This is a genomic window from Stenotrophomonas sp. YAU14D1_LEIMI4_1, assembly GCF_003086815.1.
GTDB lineage: Bacteria > Pseudomonadota > Gammaproteobacteria > Xanthomonadales > Xanthomonadaceae > Stenotrophomonas.
The window spans coordinates 2,154,108-2,177,817 of record NZ_CP025997.1 but is presented as its reverse complement, the minus strand read 5'-3'; the positions used below and the strand labels follow the sequence as shown (position 1 = coordinate 2,177,817).

Sequence of the window (23,710 nt, the reverse complement as noted above, 5' to 3'; positions counted from 1 at the left end):
GCCGTGGCGATCCTGCACGAACTCGGCGCAGCGCCGTCGGACGGCCAGTTGCTGGCGGTTTGGGCAGCAGAGGGACCCGCCTGCACCCTGCGCGCCGATGCAAGCGGCCGACTGCGCGGCGACAAGCCGTGGTGTTCGGGCAGCCAGCTGGTGGATGCTGCGCTGGTAACCGTGCGCGACGAGAGAGGGGTGCAGCTCTATCGGGTGGATGCATCGCAGTGGCATGCACTGGAGGGTGAGCCGTGGCCCGCCCCCGGCATGGCCGGCGTACCGTCCACCACGGTGCGTTTCGACGATGCCCAGGCCGAGGCGGTCGGCCCACTGAATGCCTATCTGGATCGTCCCGGGTTCTGGCATGGCGGCGCGGGCATTGCGGCCGTGTGGTTCGGCGCGGCCACCGCGCTTGCAGAGCGCATGCAACATGCCTGCAGCGAAGGCCTGCGCGCGCGTCTGCTGGGCAAGGCTGACCTCGCTCTGGCACCGGCCGCCGCGCTGCTGCGCGAGCTGGCCGCCGCGATCGACCTGGCGCCGCAGCTGACCCACCGCGTGCAGGTGGTGCGTGCGCGCAGCGTGGTGGAACGCGCGGCCACCCAGATCCTGGACCTTGCCGGCCGCGCACTGGGACCAGCGCCCATGTGCATGGAGGACGCGCACGCGCGCCGCTGGGCCGATCTGAGCGTGTTCCTTCGGCAAAGCCACGCGGACAAGGATTGGGAATGGCTGGGACAGCAGTGTGCAGCACAGGTGAAACCATGGGCGCTGTAGCCATCATCAACGGGCGCGGTTCGGAAGCGAGCGCGTGGGACCGCTGTGACTGGCTGTGGCAGCAACCCACAGCGACCGCGGCCGAGCTGTGTGCCGGGGCAGGGCGGATTGTAGTGGTTGCACCGCATCCCGATGACGAGGTGTTGGCCTGCGGAGGCCTGATGTGCGCCGCCGCCCGCATGGGCATGCCGGTGCAGGTGGTGGCGGTGACCGACGGCGAGGCGTGCTACCCCGGTGAGCAGTGGTGGACGCCGCCGCGCCTGCGGCAGGCCCGGCGCGAGGAGCTGCGCGATGCATTGTCCGAGCTGTCCATTGCTGCAGAGTCCATCGTGCATCTGGGCGTCGCCGATGGCGGCGTGACCGATCACGAAAGCGGTTTGGAAGACTGGCTGTGGCAGTGCCTGCGCGAAGACGACCTGCTGCTGGCGCCGTGGCGGTTCGATGGCCATCCCGACCACGAAGCTGCCGGACGCGCCGCGTGGCGGGCCGCGCGTGCCGTTGGCTGCCGCCTGCTTGAGTACCCCGTCTGGGGTTGGCACTGGCTGGACCCGGGCTGCGCGCACATGGCATGGGAGTCGCCACGCCTGCTCGACATTTCCCCGGTGGCCGCCCACAAGCGGCAGGCCATTACCCGTTTCCGTACACAGACCGGCGATGTGCCCCGGTTGCAGGCCGAGCCCATCCTGCCTGCGTACGTGCTCGACCGTTTCCATCGTACCCAGGAGGTTTATTTCGCATGAGTGCCCAGCCGTACTTCGACGAAGTGCATGCCATCGATGATCCCTTCGGCTACCGCAGCCGCTGGTACGAGGAGCGCAAGCGCGGCGTGCTGATGGCCAGTCTGACGCGCCGCAGCTTCCAGCGCGGCTGGGAACTGGGCTGTTCCAACGGGGTGCTGACCGAAGCATTGGCCGGCCGCTGCGAGCGCCTGCTGGCAACCGATATCAGCCCGCGGGCGACGTTCCAGGCGCGCCGCAGTCTGGCCCATCTGCCGCACGTGCAGGTGCATTGCGCGCAGCATCCGCAACAGTGGCCGGCCGGCCGCTTCGACCTGATCGTTTGCAGCGAGATGGGCTACTACCTGGGACCGGACGCGCTGGTGGAGCTGCGCGACGGGGTACACGCTGCATTGAAGGATGACGGACTGCTGGTGGCTTGCCACTGGTTGCCCTCCTTCAACGGCCGCGCCAGCCGCACCGCGCTCGTGCATGAGCGTCTGGGGCACGGGCTGCAGGAAGCGTTCTGCTACCGGGACAGCGATTTCGTGCTGCAGGCGTGGTCCCGCGCGCCACTGTCGCTGGCCAGCGAAGAGGGCCTGAGATGATCGGCATACTGGTGCCCGCACACAACGAGGCGGGGTGCCTGGACGCGTGCCTGCGCTCGCTGTCCATTGCCGCCGCGCACCCGCGGCTGAAGGGAGAGCCAGTACGGATGACGGTGGCGCTGGATGCCTGCACGGATGCCAGCGCGGATATCTGCCGGCGCCACGGCGTCGGCATGGTGCAGGTGCAGGCCCGCTGCGTGGGTGCAGCGCGAGCGGCGGCGGCGGACGACTTGATCCGCATGGGCGCACGGTGGCTGGCCAGCACCGATGCAGACAGCCAAGTGCCAGCCGATTGGCTTGTGGCGCAGTGCGAAGCGGGCGCTGACGTCTTCTGCGGGGTCGTGGATCTTGGTGATCTGTCGCCCGGGCAAGGCTGGCTACGAAACTGTTTCCACCGCGGAGAACGCTGGGAGCACGGGCACGGCCGCGTACACGGCGCCAACATGGGCGTGTCGACACGTGCCTACCTGGCGGCCGGAGGTTTCGCGGCGCAGCATTGTTCGGAAGATGTGGATCTGGTGAAACGATTGCAGGCAAGCGGCGCATCCATCTGCTGGGCCGGTGATCCGGTGGTGAGCACCAGTGCCCGCTTGGTCGGGCGCGCCAGCGGCGGTTTTGCCGATCATCTGGCGGCCCTTGCAGCGCAGGAGCATGGTGTACCGCCCCAGCTGGCCTTGGCCAGCTGAGGCGTGTAAAGCCTCATTCCCCATCCACCGCGAATGCCGCGTGCACCAGGGCAAGATGGCTCAGGCCCTGCGGGGTGTTTCCCAGCCCTCGCTCGGTAAAAGGGTCCCACATCTCGGGCATCAGGCCCACGTCGTTGCGAACCCGCTGCAACAGGGCATGGAACAGCCGATGCGCCTCCTCCTGCTCGCCCAGCAGGCCATACGCCTCCACCATCCAGAACGCGCAGCTGATGAACGTGCCTTCGCATTGCTGCATGCCGCTGTAGCGCCACAGTAGATCACCGCTGGCATCACTCAGTTCGCGGCGCATCGCCTCACGGGTGGCGATGAACCGCTCGCGCCGTGCCTGGGCCAGGCCGAAGCGTGATGCCAGCATCAGGCTTGCATCCAGTCGGTCACTGCCGGCGTGCATCACATAGCTCTGCTTCTCTTCGTGCCAGCAGTGCGTGTCGATCCAGTCCAGGATGCGGTCGCGCTCGCGCTGCCAGCGGGGCAAGCGGGCGCGGGTAATGTGGCCCTGTTCGGCCAGTTCGCACGCCCGGCGCAGGGCCATCCAGCATTCCACCTTCGACATGGTGTAATGCTGCAGGTCATCCAGCTCCCAGAACCCGCAGTCCTTGCGCATCCAGCGGTCAGCGCATTCGTCGGCCAGCTCGAACAGCAGCCGGGCAGTGGTCGGGTCCAGAATATGGCCGGCATCGATCATGCGGCTGGCCATTTCCATCACATCGCCGTAGACGCAGGTCTGCAATTGGTCGGTTGCAGTGTTGCCTACCCGCACCGGCTGGCTACTGTGATAGCCGGGGATGTCGATGTATCGCTCCTGTTCAACCGTTTCGCCGCGCAAGGTGTAGCAGGGCCGCAGCGCCGGGCGGTGTCTGCCGATGGTGGTCATCAACCAGCTGAAACCGGCCTTGGCGTCGGGCAGGGCGCCCACGCGCAGGAAGGCCTTGATGATGTAGGCGGCGTCGCGGACCCAGGCGTAGCGATAGTCCCAGTTCTTGTCACCGCCCAGGCGCTCCGGCAGCGAAGCGGTCACGGCTGCGGCAATGGCGCCGGTGGGCGAGAACCACAGGAATTTCAGCGCCAGCGCCGAGCAGATCACTTCACCGCGCTGGCGGCTGACGCAGTGCAGGTCCGCGACCCATTGCTGCCATTCGCGATCGGAGCGGTCGATGCGGGTGTCGATATCGTCCAATGGCGGAACGGGCAGCACCTCGTCCTGCGACGCCAGCAACGCGACAATGCCGCGGTAGCCCGCCGTCACGCGCAGTTGCCCCTGCACGGCGCGGTCGTCACACAGCTCGATGTGGGTGTCTCCCGGGTAGCGCAGCATCGTCATCACCGGACCCACGTGGTGCACGCACCCATTGGGCGTATCGCTCATCCATGGCGTGCAGGTGCCGGCACGGGTGCCCGGCTGGTAGTGCAGGTCGAAGAGCACCTCGCCTTCCAGCCCTTCCACCCGCCTGGCCAGCTCGGACCACGGCAGGCGCCCGGCCGGACCGCTGTTCAGCGATTCGGTAACGCGGGCGAATCCGGTGCTAGTGCGGATCTCCGTTTCAAGTACGTTGCTGTCGGCCCGATAGCGCCGGCGTACAGACACGACGCCCCGTGCCTGCAGGGCAAAGCGCCCGCCGGCCTCGGCGTCCAGCAGACGATCAAACAGCGGCGGCGAATCCATGTTTGGCGCGCACCACCAGTCTATGCTGCCGTCAGGTGCAATCAGCGCCGTGGAGCGGCCATCGCCGATGGCCGCGTAGGCATGGATGGGGGCATGCCCCTGCGCGTCACGTGCAGGGCTTGCCCCGCTATCTGGCGCGGACCTCACGGAAGCAGCATGCCGCCGGTGGCACCAATCACCTCGCCGGTGATGTAGCTCGATTCCTGGGTGGCCAGGAGCACGTAGGCCGACGCCATCTCGACCGGTTGGCCGGCGCGCTTCAGTGGTGTCTGCGCTCCAAATTCTGGGATGGCCTCTGGCGGCTGACCGCCCGCCGGCTGCAAAGGAGTCCAGATCGGGCCCGGGGCTACGGCGTTCACCCGGATGCCGCGCTCGGCGACCTGCTGCGCCAACGATTTGGTGAAATTGACAATGGCCGCCTTGGTCGGCGCGTAGTCCAGCAGATTGGGCGAGGGCTGATAGGCCTGGATGGAGGCCGTGTTGATGATGGTCGCACCCGCTGGCAGGTGCGGCAGGGCCGCCTTGCATACCCAGAACAGCGCATGCACGTTAGTGCGGAACGTGGCCTCGAACTGCTCGGTGTCCAGGTCCTCGATCTTCTCCACGGCCAATTGCTTGCCGGCAATATTGGCCAGAACGTCCAGGCCGCCCAGCGCATCCACGGCTTTGGCCACCAGATCGCGGCAGAACGCCTCGTTCTGCAGGTCACCGGGCAGGGCAATGGCTTTGCGCCCTTCGGCCTCGATCAGCGCGACGACCTCGGCGGCGTCCGCCTCCTCCTCGGGCAGGTAGTTCAGCGCTACATCGGCACCCTCGCGGGCGAAGGCAATCGCCACGGCGCGGCCGATGCCCGAGTCTGCGCCGGTCACCAGTGCCTTGCGGCCCTTCATGCGGCCCAGGCCCACGTAGCTCTTCTCACCATGGTCGGCCTGTGGGCTCAGTTCGTGCACGGTGCCGGGCGGTGTCTGTACCTGCGCCGGGTAGGTCGGCTGCGGGAACTGGGTGACTGGGTTCTGCATGTCGTACTGATTGCGGGTCATTGCGGCATTCCTTGGGGGAGGAAGGAGTGGGGTCCAGAAAAGTCAGAGCGTGACGGCGCCACCGGAAATGGTCAGCAGCGCGCCGGAGGTGTAGCTGGCGCTGTCGGCGGCCAGCATCACGTAGGCCGATGCCAGTTCGGCCGGCTGACCCGGTCGACCGAACGGCGTCTGGCTGCCGAACTGCTCGACCTCTTCGGCGGCCATGCCGGCAGGAATGAACGGCGTCCAGATCGGGCCTGGCAGCACCGCGTTCACCCGGATGCCTTTTTCCGCCAGCAGGCCGGCCAACCCGATGGTCAGATTCGCAACCGCGCCCTTGGTGGTGGAATAGGGCAGGATGTTCGGCGTGGGCTTCTTGGAATTCACCGATGCGGTGTTGATGACCGCGCCGCCGTCCTGCAGATGCGGCACGCACAGGCGGGTCAGGTTGAACACCGCGTGCACGTTGGTATCGAAGGTCTTGCGCCAGTCGTCCATGGTGATCTGTTCGAACGACTCGTAATAGCGCTGGTAGGCGGCGTTGTTCACCAGGATGTCCAGGCCGCCCAGCTCGTGCACCACGCGCTTCACCAGTTCTTCGGCCTGCGCCTCATCGCTGATGTCGCAGGGAATCAGTACCGACTTCTGGCCGGCTTCCTGTATCAGCTTGCCAATGGCCGCCGCATCGTCCTTTTCGCTCTCCAGGAAGGCGATGGCAACATCAGCGCCTTCGCGGGCATAGGCAATGGCCACGGCAGCGCCAATACCGCTGTCGCCGCCGGTGATCAGCGCCTTCTTGCCTTCCAGCTGTCGATGGCCTTTGTAGCTGTGCTCGCCGTGGTCCGGGCGCGGGTCCATCTTGCTGGTCTTGCCGGGGAAAGTCTGCTGCTGTGCCTTGAACGGCGGCTTCGGATATTGGGGGGCAGCCATCGGACGACTCCTTCGGAAGGGGAATCGTTACTGTCTGCCAGAACGGGTAAAGGCAGTGGCCCGGTGGTGTCGCCGCGATGTGCACGGCGCGGCCCTACAGCGGGTAGGCGATCGTGGTCATGATGCTGTTCTCTGCCTGGCGCGAATCCAGGCGCGTGTGTTGCACCACCACCGGCACATCCGAATCGATCACACAGGAAAAACCCACGCCACGCGGCACAGGCGCCGGGTCCTGCAGATCGTTGAAGCGCTTGTGGCAGGTGCGCTGGGCCGGCACGGTGAAGAGATAGGGGCCCTGCGGCTCGCGGTCCTCGAAGTACAGCATCAGGCTGATCTGTGCATCGGTACTGCCGGTATTGAGGATGCAGCAGGTTTCGTGGCTCTGCAGTTCGGGTTCGGGGCCATTGCTCCAACCGGGAATATAGCCTTCGGCAATGGGCCCAGCGGGTACGGCCCAGCGCGGCGTTGTTGGCATCGGACATCTCGTGGCTCCTTCGATTGGGCGCTACAGAGTGAGGGTGCCGGGCAGCGCACGCCGTGCAGACCGGGTGCGCTGCGCATCAACGTGAAGCATTCAGCGCGCTGTCTGACCCTGCATTGGCGCCGGTCTGGCCGGTGCCTATCATGGGTTGCTGCATTCATCGATTCCCGCTGTCGCCGTACATGCCTTCAAGCGCCCAGTCCGCGCGCCGTTCTGCCCGCGCCGCCGGCTATGTCTTTCCTGAGCACCTGCGGGAGCAGGCTCGCGCCCTTCCTGCCCAACCAGGGGTGTACACCTTCCACGGTCGCGAGGGTGGGTTGCCCCTGTATATCGGCAAGAGTGTGAACCTGCGCACCCGTGTGCTTGATCACCTGCGTACTGAGGGAGAAGCCGCGATGCTGCGGCAATCCGAGCGCATAAGCCATCTGCCAATGGCCGGTGATCTTGGCGCACAGCTGCTGGAAGCCACGATGGTCAAGACCCATCGACCGCTCTATAACCGCCTGCTGCGGCGGGTGCCGCGGCAATTCAGCCTGCGCCTTTATCGGGGTGAAGTGAGCGTGCTGCATTCAGGCGAAGTCGACCTGACATCAGCGCCGCTGCTGTACGGCGTCTACTCCAGTGAGCGTTCCGCCCGCGAAGCACTGCGACGCCTGGCTGACGACAACCGCCTGTGCTATTCGCTGTTGGGCCTGGAGCGCCTGCCGGCCGGGCGACCTTGCTTCCGGTCGATGCTGGGCCAGTGCCTTGGCGCATGCTCGGGGCGCGAGAGCCTGGCCGAGCACCAGCGCCGGCTGACCGAGGCACTGGCCCTGCTGGAAGTCGTGCAATGGCCGTACGCCGGCCCCGTCGCCATCGAGGAGCGCGGCCCGGACCTGCGCCAGTTCCATGTGGTGGATGGGTGGTTCTATCACGGCAGTACCGAGACCCTCGCTGCTGCCCGACGCCTGCGCCGCGGGCCCGCCCAGTTCGACCGCGACGCCTACCGCATTCTGCGCAAGGGCCTGTGCAGCGGTCAGTGGACCTTGCACCCGCTGTAGACACAGCCAAGGCAATCAGGTCACAAGACATGGACGTTTGTTTGGGTATGCCTGCGTGCAGGACCATGCCGGGAGATGATCGTGACTGACCTGTTGGATCTGGGGATGCCCTGGTTCGAGTTCGTGCTGCGCGCCAGCGCGGTCTACATCGTGGTGCTGCTGCTCACCCGGCTCAGCGGCAAGCGCTCCATCGGGCAGTCCGCGCCGTTCGACATGCTGGTGATCGTGCTGCTGGGCACCGCGGTGCAGAATTCGCTGATCGGCGAAGACACGTCATTGCTGGGCGGGCTCATCCTGGCCGCGACGCTGCTCGGCCTGAACTGGCTGGTGGGGTACGCCACGGCACGCAACCGTCGCCTGCACCGCTGGGTGGAAGGCGCACCCGTGGTGCTGGTCCGCAACGGCAAGGTGTTCTGGGAACAGCTGCGCCGCTGCAACGTGGCGCCGGAAGACCTGGATGTGGCCATGCGCAAGGCCGGTTGTGATGGACACCATGACATTACCCTGGCGATGTTGGAGACGTCCGGCGAGATCAGCATCGATTCGCGGCAGCGCTGAGCCCCTTCAGTCGCCGGTTTGTGAATGCGGTGCCTCGACCGCCTTGGACTGCGGCGAATCCTTCTGCCGCAGGAAAATGGTCAGCACCACCAGTGCCAGCACGGCCAGGAACTCGCTCTGCCAGTTCTGCATGGACTCGAACCAGAAGGTGCTGCCGGAAATGTGCTGCAGAAAGCCAAGCGGCGGCAAACCCTGCAGTTGCTGCTCCAACTGTTCCGCCCGCCAGCTTCCTGCCGCGTGCAGCGCGAAGCTGAGCAGGAACATGCACCCGAAGGCGATAGAGAGTGAGTGCCCGTACAGTGTCTTCCAGATGCCACCCCGACGCACAGGCCATGGGGCCGGGCCTGGCGCTACGCGCTGGTTCTCCTGCGCAGGGTCCAGCGGCCGCGATTCAGCAGAGCCGCGCTGGCGCAACGAGACGGTGAGCAGCACGTACATGCCCATCTGCAGAAATTCACTCTCCCAGTTCTCGAAGGCGGCGCTGATGAAATGGCCGCTGCCCAGGTAGTGCCAGACGTCCAGAGGCGCGCGACCGTGCTGGAGCAGCTCCTGGTTATGCACCTGCAGGCCTGCAGCGACCTGGCCGCTCAGGAAGAGCAGCATGAGGCCCAGCAGGACAATGGATAGTCCATTGCGTTTCCACATATGCGTGCCTCGCGCCAGCTAATCCGGGCAGAGCCTGCGCGTGTGCGTCGCAAGCACCGGTGAAGGTCGCGCAAGATTGAAGTGACCACGGCCACGCACAGAACTGTTAAGCCAGCCATGCAGCCGGTAGACGGCGCGCATACCTTCGGGTCACCTGGCCTGCCCGCGCGAGGTGCCACCCTGTGGCTTCCAACCGCACGGAGACGGATCATGCAGGCATTGACCTATCACGGCCGCAAGGATGTTCGGGTGGAAACCGTGCCCGACCCGGTACTGGCGGCCGACGACGATCTGATCCTGCGTGTGACCGCCACGGCCATCTGCGGTTCCGATCTGCACCTGTACCGCGGAAAGATCCCTGACCTGCACACGGGTGACGTGCTGGGCCACGAATTCATGGGCGTGGTGGAGCAAGTGGGTCGTGGCGTGACCCAGGTACAGCCCGGCGATCGGGTGGTCATCCCCTTCGTGATTGCCTGCGGCGAGTGTTTCCATTGCCAGCTGGCCGAATACGCGGCCTGTGAAACGACAAACCCGGGCAAAGGCGCTGCGCTCAACGGGAAAGGCATGCTGCCGCCCGCCGCGCTGTTCGGCTACAGCCATCTGTATGGCGGGGTTGCGGGCGGGCAGGCCGAGTATGTGCGCGTACCCAAGGCAAACGTCGGCCCGCTTCGCATTCCCGAGGGGGTTGCCGATGAGCAGGTGCTGTTCCTGTCCGACATCCTGCCTACCGGCTACCAGGCGGCGTTGAACGCCGGCATCAAGCCCGGCTCGACCGTGGCCATCTTCGGCGCCGGTCCGGTGGGCCTGATGAGCGCGGCCTGCTGTCGGTTGCTGGGCGCCGAGACGATCTTCATGGTCGATCATCTGCCTTACCGCCTCGACTTCGCCCAGCGCACGTACGGGGTCACGCCCATCAATTTCAGCGAAGTGGATGATCCGGCGGACTACATCGTCAGCCAGACCAGCGGGCGGGGCGTGGATGCCTGTATCGAAGCGGTGGGGTTCGAGGCTGAAGGCAGCGCCCTGGAAAGCGCGCTGACTGCGGTGAAGCTGGAAGGCAGCAGTGGCGTGGCGATCCGCCAGTGCATTGCCGCAGCGCGACGCGGGGGCGTTGTCAGCATCCCCGGCGTGTATGCCGGTTTCATCCATGGTTTCCTGCTGGGCGACGCGTTCGACAAAGGCCTTACCTTCAAGATGGGGCAGACGCATGTGCAGGGGCTGATGCCCGAGCTGCTGACGGCCATTCTGGAAGGGAAGCTGGACCCCGGCAACATCATCTCGCACCGCATGACACTGGCCGAGGCCGCCCAAGGTTATGCGATGTTCGACGCCAAGGACGATGATTGCCGGAAGATCGTGCTGACCCCATGACGACCGCCGGCATCATGGCCTGCCTGTATGCCATCTGGCTGCTGGCAGGCACGCTGGACTTTCACTTTCACAGGCGCACGGATATTGGGCACACATCCGGCCTGCGAGAGAGCGCGCTGCATGGGGTGCAGCTGGCTCTGATCGGGGCAGGCGTGCTTGCTTGGCTGTCGCTGGCCCCCAGTCGGGGCTTGGCTGTGATGCTCTTTGCACTGGTCGCCCTGCACGCGGTGGTTGGCTATCTCGATACCGCCAGTGCAGACGGCCGCCGGCGTATCAGCCCAGCCGAGCAGCACGTACACAGTATTCTGGATATCGCGCCATGGGTCTTTCTGCTGTGGATCGCCGAACAGGCCGATTCAACGTGGTCGCTGCAGAAGCAGTTGGCACAGGCCTGGCACTGGTGGGCCATCCTGGTCCCGGCTGCATTGATTGTTGTGATCCCGTGGCTGTATGAACTCCGGCGCTGCCTGGCGGCTGCAGGAGCCCGCGTATGAATGCTTCAGCACCGTTGACCCCGGACGGCCGGTATATCGTGGTGCGCGGCCGTCTATGGCGCGCCAGTAACCCCCATTTGTCCTCAGCCGCGCGTGAGCAATGGGTGGCGCAGCTGATGAGCGGTCGGCGAGCGGTACAAGCGGCCATGCGGGCAGGTGACCGGGAAGCGTTGCAGGCCGCGCGCCGAGCTGTGGACGATGCCAAGCGTGGGCTGGGTGAGCGGGGCCCGGTATGGTGGACAGACGGGGAAAAGGACTATAGCCGCTACCTGGTCAGGAACAGTCCTTACGCGGAATGGTTCAACAGAACCTATTAGCCTCACGCCATATTACAGCCGGTGTGGGACAGTGATCTGCAGCTTTCTGCTGCGTTCGCTGGAGATTATCGTGCCCCAACGCGCTATCGCCTACGCAAGTGAGGCGGTGCCAGGGCTGTCCATTGACCACGTGGATGACCTCACTCGTGCCGCCGCCCGTTTCAATCTGGAAGCAGGTGTGACTGGCGTCCTGCTATATGACGGCTCTCGCTTTCTGCAGTACATCGAAGGGCCGGATGACAGCATCAACGTGGTCTACGATCGCATTCTTTCAGCCCGCAGCCATCATGAGCTGGTGGAACTGGGCAGGGCTCGTATCTCAGCCCGGCTCTTTCCCTACTGGTCCATGCGCTGGCTTCCTGCCCAGCCGACCGAGATCCGCATCATCTCCACTGGCGATTGGTCTGGTCTGAACCGCAGCGGCGGCGTCCACCGCCTGAGCCTCCTGGTATCACAGCATCTGGCCTCGCCACCGGCGGCATGATGCTGCAGGCCGGCAGCTCTCACCCGCGCTTGTTGCCGGTGGGATCTGATGGCGGGCGCTCGTAATCCTCCGGGTGAGCGGTCTCTTCCTGTTCGGGCATGTCCTTTTCCTTTTTCCAGCTGCGGTCGGTCCGCACCTTGTCCGGCGTGTGCGCCTTGTCCTCATCGCTGGCATCGCCGGCGGGATTGAAAGGAAGCTTGCTCATAGCCTTCTCCTGTAAATGATCATCCGTTGGGTTGGGTGCCCAGCCGACCTTTCTGGATCGTGGCATTCACCGCTTCCTGCAACTGGGGAATATGGAACGGCTTGGCGACAAAACGCGCCCGCTGGTGGCGGGCTGGCACTACCTGCTCGTACACGGCGGAAGCAAACAAATACGGCACGCCGAGATCAGCCAGGCGATCGGCCACCGGGAACACCACGCCGTCACGCAACTCGATATCGAGGATGGCGGCGTCGAATCGTCCGTCCTTCAGAAGGCTTATCGCTTCAAACACACTGTAGGCGTGGGTGACTTCGTTGCCTTGGTCGACCAGAGCCTGCTCGACCAGTTCTGCCAGGTCGAATTCATCTTCCACCAACAGCAGGTTGCACCCACTGTTCGTACCGCGTTCCAGGTCTTGCATGTGGTTCACGTACTCGCGTTCTGCGTTGACCCCACTGTGTACTTCAAACCATCAAAATGATGACGTTTCGCCGTGTGCGGGGTGCGAAGAGCGCGCGTGCACCTCGCCAATGCACCGCATTGACGCGTTGTTGGCGCGTGCCGTGGATACTTCCGCCGTCGCCATTGCGGGAGACATGACCCATGAATCAGCGGGAAAGCGCCAGCCACCCCAAGGTGCTGCGGCTGGAAACCATGCTGCTGGACTGCGGCGAACGGGCCGTCGTGGTGGAACTGGACTGCGCGCCGGGCAAGGCCTGGGCAAAAGCGCTGAAGCGGGTGTTGGTGTCCACCGATGGGCTGGAGTCGGTACGCCCGCGCTGCGATGGTCGGTTCGTCTACATCATCGGGGTCGACCCAGCGCTGCGCGGGTATGCACATCGCATCCACCATGCCTTGGCTGCGGCCAGTGAGCGAAGCCCTGCACCGGACACTTCCGGCGCATCGGCGCCCACGTCGGCCTGTTCGCCCGCGTGGTCTGCGGTCAGCCCTTGACCCAGGCGGCAGCATGAGCGAGGGCGAGATGGCGGACGCGGCGGGCACCATGCGCGTCGGCTGCGCGGGCTGGTCGTTGCCATCTGCGCACGCGACCGAGTTTGGACCCGGCGACAGCGCACTCCAGCGCTATTCCACCCGGTTTTCAATGGTGGAAGTGAACTCATCCTTCTATCGGCAACACAAGCCAGAGACCTATGCGCGCTGGGCGCAGAGCGTGCCGGCCGACTTCCGTTTCTGCGTAAAGATACCCCGCGCCATCAGCCACGAGCATGCGTTGGTTGCCACAACCCCCTTACTGGATGCGTTTCTGTGCGGCGCTGAACGTCTAGGCGACCGGCTTGGGGTGCTGCTGCTGCAGCTTCCGCCCAGTGCGGCCTACGACGGGCGCGTGGCGTCGGCGTTCTTCCGCGCCCTGCGCCGTCGCAGTAACGCTGCCATCGCGTGCGAACCTCGCCACGCAAGCTGGTTTACTGCCCAGGCCGATGCAATGCTGGCCGGTCAGGGTGTTGCCCGCGTGGCTGCCGACCCGGCGCGGTACCCGCTCGCTGGCGAGCCCGGCGGCGCACGAGACTGGAGCTACTGGCGCTGGCATGGCCGCCCGCGCATGTACTACAGCGCCTATGAAGAGGCAGATCTGAAGACCCTGGCATGCCGCTGCAGGGAATCGGCGATGGCCGGGCCGGCGTGGGTCATCCTGGACAACACCGCCCATGGCCATGCGGTCGGCAACGCGCTGCGACTGCAGGCGCTTCTGCAGCACACGGACCGGGCAAACCGCTGTCCAGATTGAATTCACAACACAGTGGCGGGTCGAAGACTGCGCGTTGACGTGCGATCCGTACATTTCTCCCTCAAACTAAATCCACTTCACGCACCATGGTAAACCGCGCTATCGCCTATGCCAGCGAAGCACTGCCGGACCTCGATCCTGACCGCCTGGCCCACCTGGTGGAAGACGCAGCCCGATTCAACCGCGACGCGGGTATCACCGGCGTGCTGCTGTTCGACGGGCAGCGCTTCCTGCAGTACATCGAGGGCCCCGAAGACGCCCTGAAAATCGCCTACGGCCGAATACTGGCGTCCAGCAGCCACCGCGAAATCATCGAGCTGGCTCGCGGCCCCGTGGGCAGGCGCATGTTCCCCTACTGGTCGATGCGATTGCTGCCCACGGGCGACCGCGAACTGAGCCAGGCCGCCCATGCCGACTGGCGCGGCTTCGTGAAGCGGGCAGGGCGCGAGGGAAGCCCATGGGCGGCCATGGACTATCTGGCCGCCGTGGCCGAGCCGCACCTGGCCTGATCACTGGGGCGCTATTCGCCTTCGGTGTCGTCCAGCAGCGCGATCACCTCCCGGTTGTCCAATACCGTTGCCGCATCCGAGCGCTGCAGTAGCTGCAGCGCAGGTTGCCGCCGGTCGGGCAGGGCGGCCGTGGCCTCCCACGCAATGACGGTTTCGTACTCGCGGGAATTGGCATCCAACGCTGTGGCGAGCACGCAGGAATCCAGCGCCATTCCGGCCAGCACCACGCGGCGAACCTGCAGCTTGGCCAGCAACACCGGCAGCGGTGTTGCCAGGAACGCAGAATGCTTGGGCTTCAGAATGAAGTAATGGGACGGCTCCGGGGAAAGGGTCGAGGCAATCTGCGCGGCCGCGCCGCCTTGCTTGCGGCAGGCCGCCACCAGGCCAGGGAAATCACGCTTCCAATCGCCGAAATTGTCGTTCGCATGGATCACCGGCAAGCCGCGCTGGTCAAATGCAGTGCGCAAGGCAGACGCCTTCTCGGCAGCCTTTACAGCCAGCGGCGCCATCCGCCGCCCTTGCGGGAAGTCGAACAGGCTGAACAGGTCGATGATGATCAGCGCGCTGCGTGAGCTCATGGCGCCACCTCATTGCGGGGTAGGTTTCCACGTCGTTGCCGCCGGCGCCACGCCATGACCTGGCCAACAATCGCCGTGATCAACAGCAGCGCGTTGGTTACCACGAAAACGGTAGCGCCCAGCAGGGCGCTGTAAATCGTGAAGAGCATCGAAGCGGTAATCTGGCCGAGAAACAGCCACTTCGAGACCGTTTCCGGGTGGGGTGATTGCCACTGCTTCACCATCTGGCGGATCAGCGTAGCCATCAGCACCGCGGTCGCCGCCCAGCCCAGTACATCCGGATGCATGCAGATCTCCCTGGGGCGTAAGTCAGGCGCCGCCTTCAGCGGCGGCGCCGTAGAACGGAGGCAGCCTGCTCAGGCCGCCTGCGCCGCCTTGGCGTTGCCGCCCCCCTTGGCGAGCAGGGTCAGCTTTTCGTCGGTGGCCTTTTCCTCTTCCAGCGTTTCCAGCAGCAGCGGCAGGGCCTGCTTGTAACCCAGCTGCTTGGCCAAGGCCGCGATCGTGCCGTAGGAAGCAATTTCGTAATGCTCGACCTTCTGCGCGCCGCCAATCAGCGCAGCATCGCGCACCGGCCCCTTGTCGATGGCATCGATCACTTCCTTGCCTTCTTCCACCAGACCCTCCATGGCAGCGCACTTGATGCGCTTCAGGCGGATGCCCAGCACGTCCACCACCTGATCGATGCGCTCGATCTGGCCCTGGGTTTCCTCCAGATGCGTTTCGAAAGCCGCGGCCAGGTCGGGGTTGTCGGCCGCGCGGGCCAAGCGGGGCAGTGCCTTGGTCAGCTGCTTCTCGGCGCTGTAGATATCAGAGAGTTCGTGGATGAACAGGTCTTCTGCGGTCTTGATCGCCATCGTTGCGCTCCAGCGTTGAAGGAGTGGCCAGCCTAGAAGGGCGGCAGACAAACCAGTTCAAAGACAGGGTGAAGGTCCCATTCCGGCCACGCCGCTTCGTCATCGCATGGCGTTAGCAAATGCAGCGGATCGTCTCACGCCGACTCCCCGTGCGTGCGCGCCTGAACGTCTGTACTGCGTCTACTGATCCTGCCTCAGCCACGCCACCAGCGCTGCAAATGCAGGCGAGGGCTGCCGACGGTTGGGGTAGTAGAGGTGGTAACCGGGGAAAGGCACGCACCACTTGTCCAGCACCGCCACCAGCCTTCCCTGCGCGATGTGCTCGGCCACCATCGGCTCTGGTGCGTACGCCAGGCCCAGCCCGTCCAGTGCGGCATTGATGACGTGGATCATGCTATTGAAGACCAAGGGTCCGTCGCCGCGCACGGTGAACTCTTTGCCCTTTTCCTCGAACTCCCACGCATAGATGGCACCGTTGGGCCGATGCCGGATGTGCACACAGCGGTGCCGGGTGATGTCGGCAGGTTTGCGGGGCTTGGGGTGTTTGCTGAAGTAGTCGGGCGAGCCGACCACCACCAGGCGCCAGTCCGGCCCAACCCTGACCGCGATCATGTCCTTGCTCAGCGCCTCACCCAGCCGGATGCCGGCATCGAAGCGCTGCTCCACCACATTGGTGAAGCCGTAATCGACGTAGAACTCAAGCGTGATGTCCGGGTACTCGCCGAGGAACCCGGCAAGCCGCGGGCGGATGACGGTCTCCATGGAATCATCCGTACAGGAGATCCGCAGCGTTCCGGCCGGGCGGTCGCGCAGATCGCCCAGGGCTTCCACGCTTGCACCGATGGCCTCGAAGTGCGGCGCAATGGAGCGCATCAGGCGCTCGCCGGCTTCGGTGGGGGACACGTTGCGCGTAGTCCGGGCCAGCAGGCGGATGCCCAGGCGCTCTTCCAGCAGCCGCATGGAATGGCTCAGCGCCGAGGGCGTGACTCCAAGGCGAACAGCCGCCTTGGTGAAACTCTGCTCCTGCGCCACGACCAGGAACGCCTGCAGATCGTTGGTCTTCACGGTGCTCATGGCCCAATTGTGAGCTCAACTCAGCAATGCATCAACTTTCAGCCGGCTTATCGGCGTACCGGGCGCGGCCTATCGTGGCGACCTGAGATTCCGACCGAGGCCATACGCCCATGAAACGCACGACGCTGCTGCTGGCGCTGCTCGCCAGCCTCTCCCTTCCGGCTTCGACCATGGCCGCTGATGCACCCACGGCATCCCGTCCGCAAGGGGCCAATAACTTCTACCGCAGCCCCACGGTCAAGGGGGAGCGGGTCACCTTCCAGAACCAATACCAGATGGAAGTGGTTGGAACGCTGTACCGGCCGCAGGGCCTGCCGGAAGGCAGCCGCGCCCCCGCCGTGGTGGTGGGCCACCCGATGGGCGCGGTGAAAGAACAGAGCTCGCAGCTCTACGCGCAGAAGCTGGCCGAGCAGGGCTTCGTGACGCTGGCGATCGATCTTTCCTTCTGGGGTGAAAGTGCCGGCACGCCGCGGCACTTGGTGGCGCCGGAAATCTACTCGGACGACATCAGCGCGGCCGTGGATTTCCTGAGCACACAGACCTTCGTCGACCCGGATCGGATCGGCGGGCTGGGCATCTGCGGAAGCGGCAGTTTCGTGATCAGTGCCGCCAAGATCGACCCTCGCATCAAGGCCATTGCCACGGTCAGCATGTACGACATGGGGGCCGCCGCGCGGCAGGGGCTGAACAACGGGCACTCGCTGGAACAGCGCAAGGCAGTCATCCAGTCCGCAACCGACCAGCGCTTGGTTGAATTCAAGGGCGGGGCCGCAGTGTACGTGCCGGGCACGGTGAACAAACTCGATGCTGACACGCCTGCCATCCAGCGCGAGTTCTTCGACTTCTACCGCACCCCGCGCGGCGCCTACACACCGAAGGGCGACACGGCGGAGCTGACCACCCAGCCGCTTTTCAGCAGTCTGGTCAAATTCATGAACTTCTATCCGTTCAACGACATCGAGACCATCTCGCCCCGGCCGATGCTGTTCATCTCGGGCGACACCGCGCATTCCCGTGAATTCAGCGAGGATGCGTACCGCAAGGCCGGTCAGCCGAAGGAGCTGTACTGGGTGAAGGGGGGCGGTCACGTGGACCTATACGACCGGACGAACCTGATTCCCTTCGAGAAACTGACGACGTTCTTCCAGCGCGGTCTTGCCACGCAATGAGCCACGCCGACACCACGGCAGCTGGCGCCCACTGGGGCGGGGTGTTCGCGATGACGCTGTGCGTCTTCGCGTTGATCGCCTCTGAATTCATGCCGGTGAGCCTGCTTACCCCGTTGGCGGCAGACCTGGGTGTGAGCGAGGGCCTTGCCGGCTACGGGATTGCCATCTCGGGCGCATTTGCAGTGCTCACCAGCCTGTCGATTTCCCGATTGGCGGGCACCATCAACCGGCGAACGCTGCTGCTGTTCCTCACCGCATTGATGGCGGTGTCGGGTGTGGTGGTAGCGTTGGCCCCGAACTACCCGGTCTACATGATCGGCCGTGCGCTGATTGGCGTGGTGATCGGCGGTTTCTGGTCCTTGTCTGCCGCAACGGCCATGCGCTTGGTGCCCGCGGCAAAGGTTCCGCGCGCTCTGGCGATATTCAACAGCGGAAATGCGCTTGCAACCGTGGTTGCAGCGCCACTGGGCAGTTATCTGGGTGGTGTGATCGGGTGGCGCGGTGCATTCCTGTGCCTGGTGCCGGTCGCTGCCGTGGCCTTTGCGTGGCAGTGGGCAGGCTTGCCGTCCATGGCCGCAGAACGGCGGCATGCACAGGGCGGGGTATTTGCACTGCTGCGCAGGCGCGTGGTGGCCCTTGGCATGATGGCCTGCGGTGCCTTCTTCATGGGGCAGTTTGCCTTGTTTACCTACGTGCGGCCGTTCCTGGAACGCGTAACACATGCAGCAGGCAGCGCTGTTCCGCTGGTGCTGCTGGCCATCGGTGTAAGTGGCTTGCTGGGCACGTTTGCCATCGGGGCATTCCTCAAGCGCGGCCTGTACCGCACGCTGGTGAGCATTCCGGCCGTGATGGCGCTGATTGCGTTGGCGTTGGTCCTGCTGGGGCCGCGGCTTTGGCCGACGGCTGCGCTGCTCTCGGCATGGGGGCTGCTGGCCACGGCCGCGCCGGTGGGCTGGTGGAGCTGGCTGGCCCGCACCTTCACCGACAACGCGGAGGCCGGCGGCGGCCTGATGGTCGCGGTCGTGCAGTGTTCCATCGCGCTGGGTGCCACCCTGGGTGGATTGCTGTTCGATGGCTTCGGCTTTGCCAGCACGTTCGCGGCCAGTGCAGGCCTGTTGTTGTTCGCCGCGCTGTTGGCCTATGTCACCGCCTGCAGTGCCACATCCATGGCCGAACCGGCTGTCGCCATGGAGGCGCAGGGGTCATGAGGCGATCTACAACGACTACTTCGGAGCTTCGTCCCATGAAGGTCAAAGTAATCATCAACGACCAGGTGCTGGCGGCAACCCTGGAAGACAGCATCCCCGCACGCGAGTTCATCGCCCAGCTTCCGCTGACGCTGCAGCTTGAGGACTACGCGGCGATCGAAAAGATTGCACAGCTTCCGCGCCGTCTCAGCGTGAGCGGCGAGCCGGAGGGCATCACGCCAGTGGCAGGCGATATCGCCTTCTATGCGCCATGGGGAAACCTGGCGATCTTTCACAAGCCCTTCGGCTATTCAAAGGGCCTTATACGGCTGGGCCACATCGAAGGCGGGTTGCAGATCCTTCGTGCTGCGGGGCCGGTGAAAGCCCTCATTGAGGCTTGCTAGCAGTTGGCTGCACTCCTATCCACCGCAGCGAGGTGAGTCTCATGGATATCAAACACGCGGGCACCCACGCATCCGTCAAAGGGCTGGAACCGGCTCACACCGTAGGAGGGAGCTGAGATGCTGTTGCAGACATCAGTGCGAGGCATCCTGGTCCTCTCAATGTGGGCCTTGCTCGGCCTTCCATACGCGGCCGGAGCCGCAGCGCCCGCACAGCAGATCACGGCGGCCGGGGATCAGCCATCTGCGCAGGGCCCGTCGGAATACTTCACCGGCAACGTTCGCATCGACCCGGTCTGGCCTGCCGACGCCGGCATCACCGCCTCCGGCGGACTGGTTACGTTCGAGCCGGGTGCTCGCTCGGCGTGGCACATCCATCCCGCCGGCCAGCGCCTGCTGATCACCTCGGGCGTTGGGCGCGTGCAGGAGTGGGGCAAGCCCGTCCAGATCGTTCGTCCCGGCGATGTGGTGTGGTGCCCGCCGGGAGTGAAGCACTGGCATGGCGCCGCCCCCGGTAACGCCATGACCCACCTTGCCGTGACCGGCGTGCGCGATGGCCAGAACGTAACCTGGATGGAGAAGGTGACCGATGCCCAGTAGGAAGCCAAGTGACCGCACATCGCGGGTCCGCCATCTCGCCACTCTGCTGGGGGCGGCGATGCTTGCTGCCGCCCCCGGCCAGATGGCGTTCGCACACGAAGGAGCAGCCATGAACAGCAACGCAAACCACGCTTCCACCACTGAACTGGACGCGCGCCAGCAAGCCATCATCCCAATCAGCGCCTTTGCGGCGGCGGGCAACATGGACGGCCTTCGGCAGGCGTTGAACCAAGGCTTGGATGCGGGCCTCAGCGTGGCTGAAACGCGCGAGATCCTGCTGCAGGTCTACGCGTATGCCGGGTTTCCGCGCAGCTTGAACGCGCTGGGCGAACTGATGAAGGTGGCCGATGCCCGTAAGCAGCAGGGCATCCAGGATGACCCCGGCCGCGAGCCGCGCAAGCCCATTCCCACGGGCGACGCCTTGCTCGCTGCAGGCACGGCAAACCAGACCACGCTGGCCGGTGGACCGGTCTCGGGGCCGCTGTTCGACTTTGCGCCCCAGGCAAATGAGTACCTGCGTACCCACCTGTTCGGCGACATCTTCGAGCGCGACAGTCTGGACTGGCAGAGCCGCGAGCTGGCTACCGTCAGCATGCTGGCCGCCATGTCCGGGGTCGAGCCCCAATTGAAGTCCCACATCGGCATCAGCATGAACATTGGCCTGCGGCGTGAGCAGCTGTCCAAGCTGGCCGACGTCCTTGAAGGCCGCGTCAGCCGGGAGGCGGCCGAACGCGTTCGCGCCGCCGCCAATCCGTAGAGTCGAGCTTGCTCGACTGCACGACCTACCGAAGCGCACCCTCAAACAGCCCCCGAGCCTGCCGAATCGCCGTCTGATGCGTTTCCGCCTTATCGGCCTCCACTTCACACAGCGCCCCTACCAACTTACGCCCCAGCTCCGTGCACTCCGCCAGGAAGTCGTAGTGCCCCACCAAGGGCAGTACCTGTACTCGCGCGTTGCCGTTCGCCTCGGCAATCATCGTGCTGTTGGTAGCCGCCGAGGCAATCGCATCAGTCTCACCCACCACCACCGATATCGGCGCCTGCAGCCTCCCAAGCTCCCCCGGCTCGAACGCCTGCACGATCGCCGGCGCCATCAGGAACACCGCGCGAACGTTGGGAATGCGGCGGTCCTCTGCCGACTTGCCCACCCAAGGCGCCAACTCCGGCGTAGCGGCCGCCGCCATCCGCCGCTCAAAGGTCAACCCAGGGTTCTCCGCCTGTGGCAGGCAGACCCCATCCTTCGGCGATGCCTTGCAGAACGCGGCCAGCTTGGACATGTCTGGCCGTGCGCCGGCCGCCACCAGCGCGGTGAACCCGCCGGCCGAATAGCCCACCAGACCCAGCCGCCCGGCATCCAGATGCGGCGCAAGCGCGGGGTCGGCCTGCACCGCCGCCCACGCCGCGGCAAGGTCATCGGCCCGGTTCCACATCAGGATGCTGCCGGCCTCGGTCATCGCGTCCACGCCGTTGTTACCGGGGTGGTCAACCGCAACCACCACGTACCCCGAGCGCGCCAAGGCCGTGCCGAACCAGCCCATCATGCGGGCGCTGCCGCCGTTGCCGTGCGACAGCAGCAGCACCGGCCAGCGGCCCGGCGCAGCGGGGGCATCGACCGCAGAAGCGCCTGCCACGAACAGAGGCTCGCCCGGCGGCCCGATCGCCAGCGGCTGCTCTTCCACACCGGGCTGCGCCGGATACCACACCGTATACCGCACGGCGTCGCTGTGCCTGGCATCGCGCACCGCGGCGCTGGGGGTGTGCGCCACGCCATGGGTTTCGCCCACCGCGGGTGAGGGCGTCGCCGCCCAGGCCAGCGGGGCAAACAGGCAGGACAGCAGAATGCAGGCGTAGGGCAGGGCGCGCACGGAAAAAGCTCCTTGGTTCATGTCGGGTCGGACAGCGGCAGCCAGATTTCCACGCCGCCGTTGCCGGTGCGGTCGTCGAAGCGGGCGTCGTAGCGTTCGAAGTCGGGGGCGTCGGCCAGGTTCAGGCCGGATCGGGGCAGGTAGTCGTTCAACAGCCAGTACCAGGTAGAGCGGATGGTCGAGATGTGGCCCGCATGCCACGCCACCAGGTAGTCCCGGGCCGGAATGGAAACGGCCTGCCACGCCGCAGGCACGGCGGCGGTCGCGCCGATCTCCATGCCGGCGATGTAATCGAAGGCACCCTCGCCATCACGATTGCAGCAGACCCCGAAGGCGATGTCCTTGCCCAGTTCGCGGGTGAGCGCCAACTGCTGCCATTGCGAGGGAATGGACGCCACGGTCGCGGCGGTATGGCGGGCACAGATGCCAGCCACCCGCAACGGGCCCTGCCGGCGGCGTACCGGCTCCACCGCGCAGGGCAGGGGTGGGGCGTCGAGCTTGAGCGCATCCACCAGCGCCAGACCGTTCAGGCCCTTGCGGCGCACCTGTTCCGGCGGCAGCTTGAACTGCTCGGTGAAGGCGTTGGTAAAGGCGGCATGCGAGGCATAGCCAGCGGCCAGGGCGACATCAAGGATAGGCTCACTTCCTGCAGCCAGTGTACGTGCCGCTTCGGTCAGCCGGCGCGCGCGCAGATAGCGCGCCATCGAGGTGCCGGTGCTGACCTGGAACAGTCGGGACAGGTGGAACGGCGAAAGCTCGACCGCTTCGGCAATCTGAGCCAGCGAGGGGTTCTCGGCGAAGTGGCTTTCGATGTACCACAAGGCCTTGCGTGCCGCTCCCATGGCGCCTGTTCCGTGTCGGTGACTGGGTGGAAGCCTAGCGCAGGGCGGGGCAGGGCGTTTGCGGAATCTTGCTATGGGTGCGGATGCTCACGCCAACCGCTTGCTCATGAATACGCGCTCGTGCCCCAAATGCCGCTTTCGCGCAACAGTAGAGTCGAGCTTGCTCGACTGGGCCCCCGACACCCCATCCGACGCACCCAGATAGTTTGCTTTGGTCAAGGTGCATCCGCGTAGCCGTCCAAAGAAGCGCGCGAAGGCGCGGCAGGAGGCTGTCCCGCCGCGCCGCGCCGCGCAAACGGTTTACTTCGGCATCAGCACGGTATCCACCACGTGCACTACGCCGTTGGACTGCTTTACGTCTGCCGTAGTTACCGATGCCTTGCCGCCCTTGGCATCGATAACCCACACCTTGCCGTCCTGCAGCTTCACGGTCAGCGGCTCACCCTGTACTGTCTTCAGCGTGCTGCTGCCACCGTTACCGCGCGCGGCTGCGGTCAGCTGCGCGGCCGTATAGGTGCCCGACACCACGTGGTAGGTCAGCAGCTTGGTCAGCTTGGCCTTGTTTTCAGGCTTCAGCAGCGTATCGACCGTGCCGGCAGGAAGCTTTTCAAACGCTTGGTTGGTGGGCGCAAATACGGTGAACGGCCCCTTGCCGCTGAGGGTTTCCACCAGGCCGGCGGCCTTCACCGCAGCTACCAGCGTGCTGAGGTCTTTGGCGGTGGACGCATTTTCCACGATCGTCTTGTTCGCATACATCGGCACGCCTCCCACCATCGGGTTATCGGCGGCAAACGCAGTGGGTACCGCACAGGCAACTGCAATGCCGGCGGCAATGGCAAGACGCTGAATCTGGGTACGCATGTGTGTGTCCTCACTTG

The 23,710-nt window shown here is 65.3% G+C and carries 32 protein-coding genes; 18 read left to right on the top strand and 14 right to left on the bottom strand.

From position 1 onward, the window contains the following. Positions 1–3 precede the first annotated feature (3 nt). Genes C1932_RS10145 through C1932_RS10130 form a run of 4 tightly spaced genes read left to right on the top strand, consistent with a single transcriptional unit; the run spans position 4 to position 2,775 of the window. Positions 4–765 carry an acyl-CoA dehydrogenase gene (locus C1932_RS10145; protein WP_234412080.1) on the top strand — a complete coding sequence of 254 codons (762 nt, stop codon included), beginning with the start codon at positions 4–6 and terminating at the stop codon, positions 763–765. Continuing rightward, on the top strand, positions 753–1,505 hold the full coding sequence (locus C1932_RS10140) for a PIG-L family deacetylase (RefSeq protein WP_108762044.1): 753 nt from the start codon (positions 753–755) through the stop codon (positions 1,503–1,505). Before C1932_RS10145 ends, C1932_RS10140 begins: the two co-directional genes overlap by 13 nt. After that, positions 1,502–2,089 (top strand): SAM-dependent methyltransferase, encoded by a 588-nt coding sequence (locus tag C1932_RS10135; protein ID WP_108762043.1) that lies wholly within the window; start codon positions 1,502–1,504, stop codon positions 2,087–2,089. Before C1932_RS10140 ends, C1932_RS10135 begins: the two co-directional genes overlap by 4 nt. After that, a complete protein-coding gene (locus C1932_RS10130) occupies positions 2,086–2,775 on the top strand; it encodes a glycosyltransferase family 2 protein (protein ID WP_108762042.1) in 690 nt (229 codons plus the stop codon). The genes C1932_RS10135 and C1932_RS10130 overlap by 4 nt, the downstream gene beginning before the upstream one ends. 13 nt (positions 2,776–2,788) lie before the next feature. On the opposite strand, the gene C1932_RS10125 is transcribed toward C1932_RS10130, so the two are convergent. The 4 genes from C1932_RS10125 to C1932_RS10110 form a co-directional block, all read right to left on the bottom strand. Continuing rightward, the gene (locus tag C1932_RS10125) at positions 2,789–4,606 is read right to left on the bottom strand and encodes a glycoside hydrolase family 15 protein (protein ID WP_108762041.1); all 1,818 of its coding nucleotides are present in this window, start codon (positions 4,604–4,606) and stop codon (positions 2,789–2,791) included. Next, a complete protein-coding gene (locus tag C1932_RS10120) occupies positions 4,603–5,499 on the bottom strand; it encodes an SDR family oxidoreductase (RefSeq protein WP_108762040.1) in 897 nt (298 codons plus the stop codon). The genes C1932_RS10125 and C1932_RS10120 overlap by 4 nt, the downstream gene beginning before the upstream one ends. Before the next feature lie 42 nt (positions 5,500–5,541). Beyond that, the gene (locus C1932_RS10115; RefSeq protein ID WP_108762039.1) at positions 5,542–6,408 is read right to left on the bottom strand and encodes an SDR family oxidoreductase; all 867 of its coding nucleotides are present in this window, start codon (positions 6,406–6,408) and stop codon (positions 5,542–5,544) included. Positions 6,409–6,502: 94 nt separating this feature from the next. Beyond that, entirely contained in the window at positions 6,503–6,883 is a 381-nt protein-coding gene (locus tag C1932_RS10110; RefSeq protein ID WP_108762038.1) for a sensory rhodopsin transducer, read from the bottom strand. 188 nt (positions 6,884–7,071) lie between these two features. Here C1932_RS10110 and cho point away from each other — a divergent pair, with 188 nt between their 5' ends. Further along, the gene (gene cho / locus C1932_RS10105) at positions 7,072–7,929 is read left to right on the top strand and encodes an excinuclease Cho (protein WP_108762037.1); all 858 of its coding nucleotides are present in this window, start codon (positions 7,072–7,074) and stop codon (positions 7,927–7,929) included. An 81-nt stretch (positions 7,930–8,010) separates the two neighbouring features. Further along, on the top strand, positions 8,011–8,487 hold the full coding sequence (locus C1932_RS10100) for a YetF domain-containing protein (RefSeq protein WP_108763415.1): 477 nt from the start codon (positions 8,011–8,013) through the stop codon (positions 8,485–8,487). A 6-nt stretch (positions 8,488–8,493) separates the two neighbouring features. Here C1932_RS10100 and C1932_RS10095 read toward each other — a convergent pair whose 3' ends face one another. After that, the gene (locus C1932_RS10095) at positions 8,494–9,132 is read right to left on the bottom strand and encodes a DUF6766 family protein (protein WP_108762036.1); all 639 of its coding nucleotides are present in this window, start codon (positions 9,130–9,132) and stop codon (positions 8,494–8,496) included. A 210-nt stretch (positions 9,133–9,342) separates the two neighbouring features. Here C1932_RS10095 and C1932_RS10090 point away from each other — a divergent pair, with 210 nt between their 5' ends. From C1932_RS10090 to C1932_RS10075, 4 genes are read left to right on the top strand one after another with little or no spacing between them, the layout of a single operon-like run. Next, complete coding sequence (locus C1932_RS10090; protein WP_108762035.1) at positions 9,343–10,506, top strand: zinc-dependent alcohol dehydrogenase; 1,164 nt, start codon at positions 9,343–9,345, stop codon at positions 10,504–10,506. Continuing rightward, positions 10,503–11,000: a hypothetical protein gene (locus tag C1932_RS10085; protein WP_108762034.1), complete on the top strand. Its 498-nt coding sequence runs from the start codon at positions 10,503–10,505 to the stop codon at positions 10,998–11,000. The genes C1932_RS10090 and C1932_RS10085 overlap by 4 nt, the downstream gene beginning before the upstream one ends. Further along, positions 10,997–11,317: a hypothetical protein gene (locus C1932_RS19925; protein WP_108762033.1), complete on the top strand. Its 321-nt coding sequence runs from the start codon at positions 10,997–10,999 to the stop codon at positions 11,315–11,317. Before C1932_RS10085 ends, C1932_RS19925 begins: the two co-directional genes overlap by 4 nt. A 31-nt stretch (positions 11,318–11,348) precedes the next feature. Beyond that, complete coding sequence (locus C1932_RS10075; RefSeq protein WP_234412079.1) at positions 11,349–11,801, top strand: BLUF domain-containing protein; 453 nt, start codon at positions 11,349–11,351, stop codon at positions 11,799–11,801. Between the two features lie 19 nt (positions 11,802–11,820). Here C1932_RS10075 and C1932_RS10070 read toward each other — a convergent pair whose 3' ends face one another. Both C1932_RS10070 and C1932_RS10065 read right to left on the bottom strand, forming a co-directional pair. Next, positions 11,821–12,006, bottom strand: a complete 186-nt coding sequence (locus C1932_RS10070; protein WP_108762031.1) for a hypothetical protein — start codon at positions 12,004–12,006, stop codon at positions 11,821–11,823. A gap of 19 nt (positions 12,007–12,025) precedes the next feature. Continuing rightward, positions 12,026–12,427, bottom strand: a complete 402-nt coding sequence (locus tag C1932_RS10065) for a response regulator (RefSeq protein WP_108757723.1) — start codon at positions 12,425–12,427, stop codon at positions 12,026–12,028. Positions 12,428–12,609: 182 nt separating this feature from the next. Between C1932_RS10065 and C1932_RS10060 the strand changes: the two genes are divergently transcribed. From C1932_RS10060 to C1932_RS10050, 3 genes are all read left to right on the top strand, one after another. Next, positions 12,610–12,960 carry a hypothetical protein gene (locus C1932_RS10060; protein WP_108762030.1) on the top strand — a complete coding sequence of 117 codons (351 nt, stop codon included), beginning with the start codon at positions 12,610–12,612 and terminating at the stop codon, positions 12,958–12,960. 13 nt (positions 12,961–12,973) lie between these two features. Further along, on the top strand, positions 12,974–13,753 hold the full coding sequence (locus tag C1932_RS10055) for a DUF72 domain-containing protein (RefSeq protein ID WP_234412078.1): 780 nt from the start codon (positions 12,974–12,976) through the stop codon (positions 13,751–13,753). A gap of 86 nt (positions 13,754–13,839) precedes the next feature. Then, positions 13,840–14,262, top strand: a complete 423-nt coding sequence (locus C1932_RS10050; protein ID WP_108762029.1) for a BLUF domain-containing protein — start codon at positions 13,840–13,842, stop codon at positions 14,260–14,262. 11 nt (positions 14,263–14,273) lie between these two features. On the opposite strand, the gene C1932_RS10045 is transcribed toward C1932_RS10050, so the two are convergent. The 4 genes from C1932_RS10045 to C1932_RS10030 all read right to left on the bottom strand — a co-directional run bounded on the left by C1932_RS10045 (position 14,274) and on the right by C1932_RS10030 (position 16,768). Beyond that, the gene (locus C1932_RS10045; protein WP_108762028.1) at positions 14,274–14,840 is read right to left on the bottom strand and encodes an isochorismatase family cysteine hydrolase; all 567 of its coding nucleotides are present in this window, start codon (positions 14,838–14,840) and stop codon (positions 14,274–14,276) included. Continuing rightward, positions 14,837–15,127, bottom strand: a complete 291-nt coding sequence (locus C1932_RS10040) for a hypothetical protein (protein ID WP_108762027.1) — start codon at positions 15,125–15,127, stop codon at positions 14,837–14,839. Before C1932_RS10040 ends, C1932_RS10045 begins: the two co-directional genes overlap by 4 nt. 69 nt (positions 15,128–15,196) lie before the next feature. Then, on the bottom strand, positions 15,197–15,694 hold the full coding sequence (locus tag C1932_RS10035) for a DUF892 family protein (protein ID WP_108762026.1): 498 nt from the start codon (positions 15,692–15,694) through the stop codon (positions 15,197–15,199). A gap of 180 nt (positions 15,695–15,874) precedes the next feature. Then, positions 15,875–16,768 (bottom strand): LysR family transcriptional regulator, encoded by an 894-nt coding sequence (locus C1932_RS10030; RefSeq protein WP_108762025.1) that lies wholly within the window; start codon positions 16,766–16,768, stop codon positions 15,875–15,877. A gap of 110 nt (positions 16,769–16,878) precedes the next feature. Here C1932_RS10030 and C1932_RS10025 point away from each other — a divergent pair, with 110 nt between their 5' ends. The 5 genes from C1932_RS10025 (at position 16,879) to C1932_RS10005 (ending at position 20,882) form a co-directional block, all read left to right on the top strand. Beyond that, entirely contained in the window at positions 16,879–17,937 is a 1,059-nt protein-coding gene (locus C1932_RS10025) for an alpha/beta hydrolase (RefSeq protein WP_108762024.1), read from the top strand. Then, entirely contained in the window at positions 17,934–19,145 is a 1,212-nt protein-coding gene (locus C1932_RS10020) for an MFS transporter (RefSeq protein ID WP_108762023.1), read from the top strand. Before C1932_RS10025 ends, C1932_RS10020 begins: the two co-directional genes overlap by 4 nt. 35 nt (positions 19,146–19,180) lie before the next feature. Next, positions 19,181–19,528 carry a cyclophilin-like fold protein gene (locus C1932_RS10015; RefSeq protein WP_108762022.1) on the top strand — a complete coding sequence of 116 codons (348 nt, stop codon included), beginning with the start codon at positions 19,181–19,183 and terminating at the stop codon, positions 19,526–19,528. A gap of 117 nt (positions 19,529–19,645) precedes the next feature. After that, complete coding sequence (locus C1932_RS10010; protein ID WP_234412352.1) at positions 19,646–20,125, top strand: cupin domain-containing protein; 480 nt, start codon at positions 19,646–19,648, stop codon at positions 20,123–20,125. A 109-nt stretch (positions 20,126–20,234) separates the two neighbouring features. After that, positions 20,235–20,882, top strand: coding sequence for a carboxymuconolactone decarboxylase family protein (locus C1932_RS10005; RefSeq protein WP_108762020.1), 648 nt, complete (start codon positions 20,235–20,237; stop codon positions 20,880–20,882). 25 nt (positions 20,883–20,907) lie between these two features. On the opposite strand, the gene C1932_RS10000 is transcribed toward C1932_RS10005, so the two are convergent. From C1932_RS10000 to C1932_RS09990, 3 genes are all read right to left on the bottom strand, one after another. After that, positions 20,908–21,990: an alpha/beta fold hydrolase gene (locus tag C1932_RS10000; RefSeq protein WP_234412350.1), complete on the bottom strand. Its 1,083-nt coding sequence runs from the start codon at positions 21,988–21,990 to the stop codon at positions 20,908–20,910. A 17-nt stretch (positions 21,991–22,007) separates the two neighbouring features. After that, entirely contained in the window at positions 22,008–22,832 is an 825-nt protein-coding gene (locus C1932_RS09995; protein WP_108762018.1) for an AraC family transcriptional regulator, read from the bottom strand. 300 nt (positions 22,833–23,132) lie between these two features. Further along, the gene (locus C1932_RS09990; protein WP_108762017.1) at positions 23,133–23,693 is read right to left on the bottom strand and encodes a fasciclin domain-containing protein; all 561 of its coding nucleotides are present in this window, start codon (positions 23,691–23,693) and stop codon (positions 23,133–23,135) included. Between the last annotated feature and the right edge of the window lie 17 nt (positions 23,694–23,710).

Bases quoted from the DNA above. Each gene is read 5' to 3' on its own strand.
- C1932_RS10115 (WP_108762039.1), bottom strand. From the start codon at position 6,408: ATGGCTGCCCCCCAATATCCGAAGCCGCCGTTCAAGGCACAGCAGCAG.
- C1932_RS10090 (WP_108762035.1), top strand. From the start codon at position 9,343: ATGCAGGCATTGACCTATCACGGCCGCAAGGATGTTCGGGTGGAAACC.
- C1932_RS10135 (WP_108762043.1), top strand. From the start codon at position 1,502: ATGAGTGCCCAGCCGTACTTCGACGAAGTGCATGCCATCGATGATCCC.
- C1932_RS10070 (WP_108762031.1), bottom strand. From the start codon at position 12,006: ATGAGCAAGCTTCCTTTCAATCCCGCCGGCGATGCCAGCGATGAGGAC.
- C1932_RS10010 (WP_234412352.1), top strand. From the start codon at position 19,646: ATGCTGTTGCAGACATCAGTGCGAGGCATCCTGGTCCTCTCAATGTGG.
- C1932_RS10130 (WP_108762042.1), top strand. From the start codon at position 2,086: ATGATCGGCATACTGGTGCCCGCACACAACGAGGCGGGGTGCCTGGAC.
- C1932_RS10120 (WP_108762040.1), bottom strand. From the start codon at position 5,499: ATGACCCGCAATCAGTACGACATGCAGAACCCAGTCACCCAGTTCCCG.
- C1932_RS10025 (WP_108762024.1), top strand. From the start codon at position 16,879: ATGAAACGCACGACGCTGCTGCTGGCGCTGCTCGCCAGCCTCTCCCTT.
- C1932_RS10040 (WP_108762027.1), bottom strand. From the start codon at position 15,127: ATGCATCCGGATGTACTGGGCTGGGCGGCGACCGCGGTGCTGATGGCT.
- C1932_RS10140 (WP_108762044.1), top strand. From the start codon at position 753: ATGGGCGCTGTAGCCATCATCAACGGGCGCGGTTCGGAAGCGAGCGCG.
- C1932_RS10035 (WP_108762026.1), bottom strand. From the start codon at position 15,694: ATGGCGATCAAGACCGCAGAAGACCTGTTCATCCACGAACTCTCTGAT.
- C1932_RS10020 (WP_108762023.1), top strand. From the start codon at position 17,934: ATGAGCCACGCCGACACCACGGCAGCTGGCGCCCACTGGGGCGGGGTG.
- C1932_RS10030 (WP_108762025.1), bottom strand. From the start codon at position 16,768: ATGAGCACCGTGAAGACCAACGATCTGCAGGCGTTCCTGGTCGTGGCG.
- C1932_RS10055 (WP_234412078.1), top strand. From the start codon at position 12,974: ATGAGCGAGGGCGAGATGGCGGACGCGGCGGGCACCATGCGCGTCGGC.
- C1932_RS09995 (WP_108762018.1), bottom strand. From the start codon at position 22,832: ATGGGAGCGGCACGCAAGGCCTTGTGGTACATCGAAAGCCACTTCGCC.
- C1932_RS10060 (WP_108762030.1), top strand. From the start codon at position 12,610: ATGAATCAGCGGGAAAGCGCCAGCCACCCCAAGGTGCTGCGGCTGGAA.
- C1932_RS09990 (WP_108762017.1), bottom strand. From the start codon at position 23,693: ATGCGTACCCAGATTCAGCGTCTTGCCATTGCCGCCGGCATTGCAGTT.
- C1932_RS10085 (WP_108762034.1), top strand. From the start codon at position 10,503: ATGACGACCGCCGGCATCATGGCCTGCCTGTATGCCATCTGGCTGCTG.
- cho (WP_108762037.1), top strand. From the start codon at position 7,072: ATGCCTTCAAGCGCCCAGTCCGCGCGCCGTTCTGCCCGCGCCGCCGGC.
- C1932_RS10110 (WP_108762038.1), bottom strand. From the start codon at position 6,883: ATGCCAACAACGCCGCGCTGGGCCGTACCCGCTGGGCCCATTGCCGAA.
- C1932_RS10015 (WP_108762022.1), top strand. From the start codon at position 19,181: ATGAAGGTCAAAGTAATCATCAACGACCAGGTGCTGGCGGCAACCCTG.
- C1932_RS10050 (WP_108762029.1), top strand. From the start codon at position 13,840: ATGGTAAACCGCGCTATCGCCTATGCCAGCGAAGCACTGCCGGACCTC.
- C1932_RS10045 (WP_108762028.1), bottom strand. From the start codon at position 14,840: ATGAGCTCACGCAGCGCGCTGATCATCATCGACCTGTTCAGCCTGTTC.
- C1932_RS10065 (WP_108757723.1), bottom strand. From the start codon at position 12,427: ATGCAAGACCTGGAACGCGGTACGAACAGTGGGTGCAACCTGCTGTTG.
- C1932_RS10005 (WP_108762020.1), top strand. From the start codon at position 20,235: ATGAACAGCAACGCAAACCACGCTTCCACCACTGAACTGGACGCGCGC.
- C1932_RS19925 (WP_108762033.1), top strand. From the start codon at position 10,997: ATGAATGCTTCAGCACCGTTGACCCCGGACGGCCGGTATATCGTGGTG.
- C1932_RS10095 (WP_108762036.1), bottom strand. From the start codon at position 9,132: ATGTGGAAACGCAATGGACTATCCATTGTCCTGCTGGGCCTCATGCTG.